Raw genomic sequence first — 10,562 nt, 5'->3', positions numbered from 1 at the left:
GGTCGATCCGGTCGAACCTGTTGCCCCAGTAGAGCCGGTCGAACCTGTCGATCCGGTCGAGCCAGTTGCTCCGGTATTACCGGTTGCACCTGTGGCGCCGGTCGAGCCTGTTGCTCCAGTCGAGCCGGTCGAACCTGTTGCCCCAGTAGAGCCGGTCGAACCTGTTGCCCCAGTAGAGCCGGTCGAACCTGTCGATCCGGTCGAGCCAGTTGCTCCGGTATTACCGGTTGCACCTGTGGCGCCGGTCGAGCCGGTCGCACCAGTAGAGCCTGTTGCTCCAGTCGAGCCGGTCGCACCAGTAGAGCCTGTTGCTCCAGTCGAGCCTGTTGCTCCGGTCGAACCAGTAGAGCCTGTTGCTCCGGTATCACCGGTCGAGCCAGTCGCTCCTGTATCGCCCGTCGCACCTGTGGCTCCGGTATCGCCTGTGGCACCCGTTGAGCCCGTGGCACCGGTATCGCCCGTAGCACCCGTTGCTCCGGTATCGCCTGTTGGTCCGGTATCCCCGGTCGAACCTGTTGCACCAGTATCGCCAGTCGCGCCTGTGGCGCCGGTCGCACCAGTAGCCCCGGTTGCGCCCGTAGCGCCGGTCGCACCAGCGGCCCCTGTCGCACCCGCGGTGCCAGTGCTCGCGAGGGTTAATAGGCCACCATTAAAGTGGTCGCCATCGTTGCCCGCGGCGCCTGGGTTGTTGATTGGCGTGGTAGCGAAAAGATAACCCGGTTGGTTGCCCGCCGTGACGGGGTCAGCGTCGGCGACAAAAGTAAGTGTGCCGTATAGGCGGAAGCCAGAGTCATAGATGAGATAAGTATGGCCAATATCTGGAACTGTTACTGTTATCGAGAATTTTGGAGCCACGGCATTGGCTGCGGATGGCAACTGAAAGCTACCTACAACCGTATCATCGGTTGTAGCTGGCGTATTAATTGTATCAATCAAGTAGTACGTGTTGATATTGTTACTTGATCCAGTATCTATAGTGCCGGTAAGTGTCAGATCGCCCGCAGCCAGAACCCCCACGTAATCCGCCGCGCCTTCAGAGGTTAGTGGCGGCAGGGGCGAGGACGCGTTCCTGCGTGCGCACAGCTCCCAGGCGCCGCCCAGGTCGGCTGCGCCGACTAGCGTTCTCGATGCGCAGACGTCCGCGCCAACTGCCTCTTCCAGAGCCGCCACGAAGGTCTCGCCCGCCTCCCCCGACGCCGTCTCGCAGCTCCACAGCCGCAGCTCGCCGTCTGTGGCAAGCGCCCGGCCGATTGCGGCAAGATCCTCGGCCTCTTCCTGCAATGTAGCAGATGACCACTCCCCTGCTGTGAAGCCGACACGCCCAGACCCACCATGTGCAATGACGTGCACCGCTTCGAGCCCTGCGTGCCCCGCGAGCGCGGCAGCGATCTGCCGCGCCGCCGGTCGGCGGCCGTTGAGCACAATCGCTTGAACCTCGGGTCGCACGCTGCCGAGAATTGCCTGGAGGTCGGAAACTGAAGGATCGACAAAAAGAACTTCAGAGGCACGGGCCATGACTGGCTCCTGTTGGCTTCGAACTCAATTCACCGGCAGCCACTCACTGGCCTAGCCGGCAAGTACTGCGACTAGAGAGATTTACCTCCCGGACGGCCCGACGGCGCCGTGGGGACGTTCCACCACTGGCGTCTCGACGCGGAGGAAGTTGGCGACCTGGAAGTTCCCGCCTTCATCAAACGTCCCAATGGCAAGCGAGCCGGCGGTGCTTGGGACTTTGACGGTGAGGGCGACAGCGAGGCTTCGCTTGACGGCTCTGGGAAGAACGACCTGACCGACAATAGCGCTCTTGGCCGTGTCCAGAATGAAATAATTTATATTTTCAATCGTGTCGCCGATCGGCAAAATGCCTCGAACGGTGACTTCCATAGCCGCAAATCCTGCCGTGAAGCTCATCATCTTCTCCTTGGTCGCCGGCGGCCGGGCCGCAGCTTCTCTTGGTCGTACCTTAGATTTCAATCGCTGGTTCAATGGCTGCAGAGCGCGGGCGCCCGGTGAGGCCGGTCGCGCGCATTGCCGCATTGCGGGCAGGTCTAAGAGACGGGTGCGCAAGGCTTGGCAGCCTCTTCGTGCCGCTCGATCGGATGGCGCCCCAGTTGTCTTCGCCCAGGTGAGTGAGGCGTCCAAAGGACACCGAGGAATACCCATCAATCGCTGGGTAATCCGTGCTGTTGGCCGACTGCGGGTAATTCAGGCGTTGTTCTACGCCTAAGCCTGCGTCATGGCCCCATCGCCTCGTACACGGTATCACCCCAACCATGGTCACTCCCGTCACGCGTGTCCCCGATTTCTCGACGACGACTTACGAGGGAACCAACTGCTTGCGGGGGAACATCAGATTTGGGAAAACGCCGGCCTTGAGTTCAAGGCCGTACAACGTCTTCTCTTGCACGTCACCACACACTCGCCACGCCCTCACGCACGAAGTGACTTGCTCCAGACACTCTCCTGGCTTCGCAGACGCAGCCCAACAGGCCCTCTGCCCGGTTCGCGGGAACCCTCTCAACACAAGACATTAGTAAAATCTAAAATTAGCAACTTGTAAATAACCAAGTTAACAATTTATTAATTGTGGACCATGAGTAACTACTTTCGGTCGACATCAAATGGCGCGCATGGGCCGAACGCATCGAAAAATCCGAGGCTTAAGGGTGCCCTCTGGTTCGCGTCGAACCCTCGATGTCGCGGCGGAATTTGCGCCTCAGCGATTGGGTCGACGGGAAATTCTGTTCTTAACCCTCTGGTCCCGAGCGACCGCAAGACCCTTGCTGCGACGGAAAGCGCTGGCTAAACAATGGACGGGTTGAGGCAGCACTTGGCTGTGAAGGGGCAATCGTTCTTTGCAACAAAGGTCATGCAAATGGCCAAGGCGACGGGATGATGCATGAGATATAAAGCCGGACAAAGGCGCAGGAATTCCCTTCAACAATTTCCAGCAGCGTGTAACGAACGCCACTCCGCCAAGGGATTAGCATGAGCACCATCGGCCTGTGCATGATCGTCAAGAACGAGGCAAAGGTCATCTTGCAATGCCTCGCCAGCGCGCTTCCTCTCGTTGACTACGTGCTCGTCATCGACACGGGTTCCGAGGACGGCACGCAGGACCTCATCCGTACCTTCCTGACCCTGCACAATGTCAAAGGCACAGTCATCGACGAGCCTTGGCGGGACTTTGCGTACAACCGTACCTTTGCCCTTGACCGCCTGCGTGAAGTCGAGACGGTCGACTACGCCATGATCATCGACGCCGACGACGTCGTGGTCCAAGACGCTGACTTCGATCCGATCGCGTTCAAGTCGAACATGGAACACGATCTCTACGACGTCGAGGTGTCCCATGGGGGCATTTCGTTTTATCGCCCGCAGATTTGCCGCAACCGGCTTCCCTTCTCCTTCAAGGGCGTGCTGCACGAATATCTCGAGGCCCCTCCCGGCCATCTCACACGCGAGACCGCCAAGGGTTTTCGCGTGGCGACGGGGCGTGGCGGAGCACGCAGTCAAAACCCGCGAAAGTACCAGGACGACGCGGCGGTTCTTGAAAACGCGCTTGCTACGGAGACCGACCCGTTCCTTATTTCGCGATACACCTTCTATCTGGCGCAGAGCTATAGGGATTCCGGAGAACGTGAAAAATCGCTGGCAAACTATCTGAAGCGCGCCGAGCTGGGCTTCTGGGACGAGGAAATCTATGTCAGCCTGCTCGAAGCGGGCAATCTCATGGCAGCGCTGGGACGGCCATTCGACGAGGTCGTTGCAATCTTTGAGCGTGCGACGCAGGCCGTTCCCGCCCGCGCTGAAGCTCTTCACGCCGCGAGCCTCTATTGCCGCACCCAGGGCCGGAACGCGGAGGGAGCGGAATTTGCGCGTCGAGGGCTCGACCTTGCACAACCCCCCGGACTTTTCATACAGCCTTGGGTCTACGATTACGGATTGCTCGACGAGTTTGCCGTCAATGCCTACTGGACAGGCGCTTACCGGGATTCACTCGACGCCTGTCTGAAATTGCTCGCCAGCGAAAAATTGCCGGCGGAAATGGCGAAGCGCGTGGTAGCCAACGCGCGTTTCGCCACTGACAAGCTTCCGGTGCATGAACCGTCGAATCTCGGGGCGTTCGGGACAGAGAGCTTGATCGATCAGCACAAGCTTATCCGGCAGCGTTCGCTGCGGTCGCGCCTGAAGGGTTCACCGCGCATCCTGATTGCAATCCTGGCAAAGCAGAAGGAACTGGCACTGCCGCTTTACCTCGAGTGCATCGAGGCGCTCGACTACCCGAAGGCATCGATCGTCCTATACATCAGGACAAACAACAATACCGACAGGACCGAGCATATACTGCGCGAATGGGTAGAGCGCGTGGGTCACCTCTATGCTGCGGTCGAAATCGACGCCTCGGACGTCGTCGATCGTGTTGAGCAGTTTGGCGAGCACGAATGGAATGAGACGCGCTTCAGAGTGCTTGGCCGAATCCGCAACATAAGTCTGCGGAAAACGCTCGAGCACGGCTGCGATTTCTATTTCGTGGCCGACGTCGACAATTTCGTGCGATCGGCCACGCTGCGAGAACTTGTCGCGCTTGATTTGCCAATCGTCGCGCCTCTGCTTCGCTCTATCTCGCCGGGCCAATATTATTCGAACTATCATGCCGAGATCGATGCCAACGGGTATTATCTGCAGTGCGATCAGTATGGTTGGGTGCTCAACCGCCACGTGCGCGGCGCCATCGAGGTGCCGCTCGTGCATTGCACATATCTTGTCCGGGCTGACGTGCTGACCGAACTGACATACGAGGACGGCACATCGCGGTACGAGTACGTTGTCTTTGCTGCCAGCGCCAGAAAGGCCGGAATCGTCCAGTATATGGATAACCGACAAGTCTATGGCTACATCACCTTTGGCGATGGCCAATACCATGTGAGTGATGGCATCGAGCGGGCTCGAGCGCTGTTGCATGGTGCGGGCGATACCTCCGCATTCACTGCCGCCACGCCCTCTGTCTCCGGGACGATGCCAGCCCGGCCTGTCGAGCCGACGGGTTCCCCGAAAATTCACCTGATAAACCTAGACCGCAGCATCGAGCGCTGGAGCAGGTACCAAAGTAACAACTGGCATCTATTGAACAATACCGTTCGCGTATCAGCCGTTGACGGCACTTCTCTCGACAGGGAGGCGCTCATCAAGGAAGGTCTGATTACCAGTGATTGTCCGTATCCCCCGGGCACGTTGGGGTGCGCTCTATCCCATATCAGCTTGTGGAAGCTGTCGGCTTCAGAAAACAAGACTATAACTATTTTCGAAGACGATATTCGGTCATCGTTTCGATTCACGGAGGAATCCACCAGTATTATATCTCAAGCACGGGCAGATTGGGATATCATACAGTGGGGCTATATATTTGACCCATCCTTTCTCTGGCTTGACCTTGGTTTCTCAAAAGCCAAAATGGAATTCTACGATCGTCAATATACTAATAGAACTGCCTTGTTCCAGTCCGAGAACTTCTCCAGATTCCTTATCAAGGTAGAGCATTCGTTTGGGCTTCAGGCATACACAATCACACCAAGGGGTGCGCGGATACTTCTGGAAAAGTGTCTGCCGCTCCGCAGCAGACTTATCCCGTTTCCTGGAACTGGCGTCGTACTTGACGACACGGGCATTGACTGCGCGATGTGTGCGGCATACGGCTCGATGCAAGCTTTTCTTTGCATGCCGCCACTCGTTATTCTAGACGATGAGCAACCTTCAGATCGAGTGGCGACGGATCAGGGGTGAGCCTTGAAGGACTCTACCTCGATCGCTGGCGAACGGTCGTTCTATTCATGGCCTCACGGGTAAGGAAGAATTCCTAACACCTGAATGATTACAGCAAATTTTCGCTTTTCTAGATCAGAAAGAGTTGCAACCTTGTCGCGCCTCTTCGTAAAAAGGGCATCAAACTCGACTGCATCGCCATCGAAGTGCGGTACTTGATTAAGCTGGCGTAGGGCGAAACCGAAATCGCCCAGAATGTCGACTATGTCACCAATCAGCTTTTGTCCTCGATATATCGGAACAACATGCGTTTCCAGCTCGATAGCCAAACAGGATTCCAGAAGGTGGCCGAAACCAAGCAGAACTTCGTATTCAAGACCTTGGACGTCTATTTTTATAACATCCGGTGACGGAACCGCGCTTGCGCGGAACAATTCGTCATATCGAACACATTCGACCTCTTGCATGCTGACAACGTTGAAGACACGGGCTACTGAGTAGTTCTGCAGGATCTCAAAATTTGGCTCTCGCAAAGACGAGCAGTATGATCCGGCAGTAATATACAGCTTTTGGGGGCCAGAAGTGTTTGCCAGCGCCTTTTCCACCACTTGCGCGCCCGGAATTCGATCGAGGGTTTGTCGTATCACCGTCGCTTCCGACGACAAGGGTTCGAACACGACGGGCGTAATATGATCGGCTCGCAGCATCCACTTGAGCTGTAGCCCTCCTTGGCCGCCAACATCGACGAGGGTGATCCGCTCCTCTGCCGGCGTGCGAGACAACTCGGGGTATGCATCAAACGTTTCAACCAGAACGCTCAAGAGTGCAAACTGTTCGAGTCCAGTGCCGGCGTAGACGGGACGACCATTGTCGGAGCAGCCTATTGAGAGAGACCCGTGGCAACTCAAAAAGCTCACATCGATCTCGATCGTGTCATCTGGATGAGCGTTGATCGAAATGGTGTGACTGATACCCCTGTTTATTATGGTGCCGTCGAGTGCAATTTCGGCAACATCCAAAGAACCATAGTGATGGATATAGAAGTTTGTGGTGGTCGTGGGCAAGAATCTGAGGACGCACCTCATCCGAACCATTCGAAACAGAAAAGCTGAATCGTGAAGTCGTAGAAGATGCCAGTCACGGCGGTCACTGTCGCGAACGACCAAAGCTCCGCCAACGATATGAGTCGACATTTCGTGGACGACCTGCCAGCTTGATAAAGCATCGCCAACATACGTTTTGGAAAAGATCACCTCGCCCACCCTCGAGTCCCCTAGCCGCTTCCGAGTAGTTCAACTCTCAAGGGGTCTACGCTTAGACCTCGGCCGATGACAGAACAAGCTGGACTTCCTATTTTTCTCTTTGCAGGGCAACATGGTCGAGTTTCGAAGTTGCTGCGACGAGATCTCCTAAATTTGCTAGCAGGTTCAGTGGCCGGCAGCCTCACACCAGTGGCGTTGACACCCTCGGGCGGTTGGAGCACAGGCTACGGGGTCATGTCTTCCCCACCTTCCTCAGCTAGCTCGCAACCAAACCTCCTCACCGCCCCCATCGAGCTTGCCGGCGACTGGGGCCACATGCTTGAGGGAGCCGCTGATCAGGTCGTCGAACGCATGCGGCATGCATGCCTCGACGGCGTCCGCCTGCTGTCCGACCGCCAGCCGACGCGCCTGCGTGTCGACGAGCACACTTCCGGCACGCCGGCAATCTGGCTGCATCCGGACGGCAGCAGTATGGCCTGGATCATCGTCGATATCGGCGAGCGTGACTGGTCGAAGCTCGCCTACCAGTTCGGGCACGAACTCGGCCATGTGCTGTGCAACAGCTGGCAGCCGGACGCCAAGCCGGCGCCGCCTTGCCAATGGATCGAGGAAACCATGGTGGAGGCTCACTCGCTGCGAGGGCTCGCACGTCTGGCGAAAAGCTGGAAGGAGGCGCCACCCTTCGCAGGCGACAATGCCTTCGGCGATGCCATCGCCCGGTACCGCCAGGACATCATCGATCGTTATGCAGCGCTGGCTGAAAGCCAGGGGCTCACGCGCGACGCCGCTGCGTGGTTCGCCGACCACCGCGGCGAGATCGAAATGCCCGCTCTTAATCCGTTCGCCCAGGCAATGTCGCTGACCATCCTCGCCGAATACGGCCGCGCGCCGGACTGCGTAGAGGCTTTGGGGGCACTCAACCGCTGGCCCGGCCGCACCAGCATGCCGATCGCCGAGTACCTCGGACACTGGGAGGCGAGTTGTGTCGAATTGCGCGCTTCGCCCAGATTGCCGATCCGCCTGCGTGATCTGCTGCACGTTCAACAGCGGGCCAAGTGAAGAGCGCTTAGGCCGGTAGGTACGGACCGGCTTAGCCTGCGCTCGATGACCGTGTCCGGTCAAAGACATGTCGGTCGTTTCCTTGCTCGCGGGCTCACACGCACATTGGCATGGCATCTCGGCTCGCGGCGCTTTTCGGCGCCGAGTCCGCCATCGTGAGTTCTGGCAGGACTGGTCAGGCCGCGCGACATGCAACATGGGCCGGAATCGCGACCTGAGCGCGATACCCATCAACTTGTCGAACTCGAAATTATGGCTCGATTCAATCGTGTGCGTGGAATTCGGTTCAAAGCGGTAGTCGACAGATTGAACCGGAAGAGTCTGGCGGCGTTATCGGGTCTGGAATGGCAATCTTTTGGAGGATGAAATGCCCAATACTGGAACAACACGTGGACGCAACCAGGACCGCGCGAAGGTCGCTGGGGGGCAGGATCACGAAGTGAAATACGAGGCGGGTAAGACCGGAGCGAGCAAGGCCGACGTGAAGTCAGCCGTGAAATCGGTCGGGAACAGCCGCAAGAAGGTCGAGGATAAGCTAGGTAAGAACTGAACCACGGGGTCCGGCTAGATGCTCCGGGTTGCCACGTTCAATGTAAACGGCGTCAATGGTCGTCTGCCGGTCCTCATCGCGTGGCTAAAGGCCACGCGCTATGACGTCGTCTGCCTTCAAGAACTCAAAACCTCGGACGAGAAATTTCCGGCCGAGGCGATCGGCGATGCTGGCTATGGCGCGATCTGGCACGGCCAGAAATCCTACAACGGCGTCGCTATCCTGGCTCGCGGAGCTGACCCGATCGAGCGCCGACGCGGGCTTCCTGGCGACCCTGACGATAGCCATAGCCGCTATATCGAGGCGGAGATCAGCGGGCTCGTCGTCGGCTGTCTCTACCTGCCAAACGGAAATCCCGCCCCTGGTCCCAAGTTTGACTACAAGCTGCGCTGGTTCGACCGCCTGATTAGCTACGGCCAGGATCTGCTCAAAGCGGGAGCGCCGACCGTGCTGTGCGGCGACTACAATGTCGTTCCAACTCCGATTGATGCCGTGGTGCCGCGACGATGGATCGGCGATGCGGTTTACTTTCCCGAGAGTCGCCAAGCCTATGCCGCGATGCTCGAGGACGGCTGGATCGACGCGGTCAGGCGCATCCATCCGGAAAAGGGGGTCTATACGTATTGGAACCACTCCTATGGGGGCGGCTACGACAAGAGTTCTGGCCTGCGAATGGACCATCTGCTGGTCAGTCCCTCGTTGTCGTCCCGGCTTCGCAATGCGGGGGTGGATGCAGAGACGCGAGGATGGGAGAAGCCGAGCGATCATGCGCCTGCATGGATAGAACTTGATAGCCCGAGTTGAGACTTGAAATGCCGTCCGATTCAGACGGTGCTGGCTGCTCCAGACTTCGCCCCCTTTGTCCGACATTTGTAGTCATTCTTCGGACCACGTGGCGTCGCGCATTACTTTTGCCACCGAGCGGAATATTGTGTTTGGATCTCCATACGATCCGCACGAGCAGGTAATTGGGAACGACAGCATCGAATGCGTGGGAACTGACCACGTTGCTTCACGCGGGCAAACGCGTCAGTCTGTAGAATCGAGGCTTGTCTCGGCTATGTATGCAATGGACGACCGACCTTTGTTTATGAAATCCAGCATCGACAACCTCCCGCCACCAAAACAGCGCGAGCTGAGAAAGACGGTCAAACTCCTTCTCGAGGAGTTTGAGGATGCCCTCAAGGGCGGGACGGCCGACTTCAAAAGGCGTGGGCGCATCCTCAAGATCATACTTTTGGGTCCTATGCGCGTGGCGACTGGGTCGACGAGCCGCATACCAGGAAGGGCTATCGTTCGGATTTCGATCTGCTGGTGGTGGTGAACAATCGCAAACTGCCGCGGCGGCGTTCGCCCCGTACGGAAAGCGGTACTCCTCCATCGCCTTGGAAATCGGCATGTCGCCGGTTCCCGCGTAGCGGCCGGCAAAGGGGTGTTTCCCCAAAACAGCAACAGGAAGGCCATCAGGCGAAACCTCCGTGGTCTCAACGACCCTGAAAGCTTTCTTGTCGAAAAGGAAGTTGGCCTCACCGGTGTTTTTTGTCGCCCTGCGCGCGAGTGCTGCGGGCCGCCAGTTTTGGCTGAAACCGGTAATGTACGAGCAGCCCTCAGAGCGGCTGGATCACCTCCCATCTGACCGAGCCTCGCTCGGCCGCTTTTTCACAGGGAGGAAGGGACAAGGAAAGGGCACAGGGGGCATGGAGTAACTTGCCATGGCCTGCGCGGTGGCGGTGCCATTGGCGGAAACCACAAAGCTGTTCAGTGTCGGGGTACCCAGGCCATGGTTGGCGATGAAGGTATTCTGCAGCATAGTCTGGCGCTGCGCCAACGTTGAGGTTGTGTCCATACCGGTGATCGATAGGACCGCGGCATCCAGCGCCTGCTGCTCGTTGGACCGGGTCTGGACCGCCCTGGTATAGTCGACCGAG

At 58.0% G+C, this 10,562-nt stretch carries 7 protein-coding genes and 2 pseudogenes; 5 read left to right on the top strand and 4 right to left on the bottom strand.

The genetic code is table 11. The features are described from left to right. On the bottom strand, positions 1-1,515 hold a 1,515-nt coding region (locus EOC83_RS32325; RefSeq protein WP_127326038.1), incomplete at its 3' end, for a DUF4347 domain-containing protein. An 81-nt stretch (positions 1,516-1,596) separates the two neighbouring features. Beyond that, on the bottom strand, positions 1,597-1,911 hold the full coding sequence (locus tag EOC83_RS32320) for a hypothetical protein (RefSeq protein WP_063170476.1): 315 nt from the start codon (positions 1,909-1,911) through the stop codon (positions 1,597-1,599). A 1,077-nt stretch (positions 1,912-2,988) separates the two neighbouring features. Here EOC83_RS32320 and EOC83_RS32315 point away from each other — a divergent pair. Further along, a complete protein-coding gene (locus tag EOC83_RS32315; RefSeq protein WP_063170477.1) occupies positions 2,989-5,784 on the top strand; it encodes a glycosyltransferase family 25 protein in 2,796 nt (931 codons plus the stop codon). A gap of 53 nt (positions 5,785-5,837) precedes the next feature. Here the strand turns inward: EOC83_RS32315 and EOC83_RS32310 are convergent, their stop codons facing one another. Beyond that, positions 5,838-7,025 (bottom strand): FkbM family methyltransferase, encoded by a 1,188-nt coding sequence (locus tag EOC83_RS32310; RefSeq protein ID WP_082826729.1) that lies wholly within the window; start codon positions 7,023-7,025, stop codon positions 5,838-5,840. A 168-nt stretch (positions 7,026-7,193) separates the two neighbouring features. On the opposite strand from EOC83_RS32310, the gene EOC83_RS32305 reads away from it, so the two are divergent. The 4 genes and pseudogenes from EOC83_RS32305 to EOC83_RS33510 form a co-directional block, all read left to right on the top strand. Beyond that, positions 7,194-8,084 carry a hypothetical protein gene (locus EOC83_RS32305; RefSeq protein ID WP_244514450.1) on the top strand — a complete coding sequence of 297 codons (891 nt, stop codon included), beginning with the start codon at positions 7,194-7,196 and terminating at the stop codon, positions 8,082-8,084. 367 nt (positions 8,085-8,451) lie between these two features. Next, positions 8,452-8,634 carry a DUF3606 domain-containing protein gene (locus EOC83_RS32300; RefSeq protein WP_063170480.1) on the top strand — a complete coding sequence of 61 codons (183 nt, stop codon included), beginning with the start codon at positions 8,452-8,454 and terminating at the stop codon, positions 8,632-8,634. Positions 8,635-8,652: 18 nt separating this feature from the next. Continuing rightward, a complete protein-coding gene (gene xth, locus EOC83_RS32295) occupies positions 8,653-9,438 on the top strand; it encodes an exodeoxyribonuclease III (RefSeq protein WP_063170481.1) in 786 nt (261 codons plus the stop codon). Positions 9,439-9,724: 286 nt separating this feature from the next. Beyond that, positions 9,725-9,972, top strand: a pseudogene (locus tag EOC83_RS33510) (nucleotidyltransferase domain-containing protein); the annotation flags it as partial. Positions 9,973-10,255: 283 nt separating this feature from the next. Here the strand turns inward: EOC83_RS33510 and EOC83_RS33105 are convergent. Continuing rightward, positions 10,256-10,562 (bottom strand): annotated as a pseudogene (locus EOC83_RS33105) (hypothetical protein); the annotation flags it as partial.

Origin of the sequence: Mesorhizobium sp. Primo-A, from assembly GCF_003997175.1 — a bacterium.
Taxonomy (GTDB): domain Bacteria; phylum Pseudomonadota; class Alphaproteobacteria; order Rhizobiales; family Rhizobiaceae; genus Mesorhizobium; species Mesorhizobium ciceri.
The sequence above is the reverse complement of the archived record's forward strand: the minus strand, read 5'-3'. Positions and strand labels throughout refer to the sequence as shown.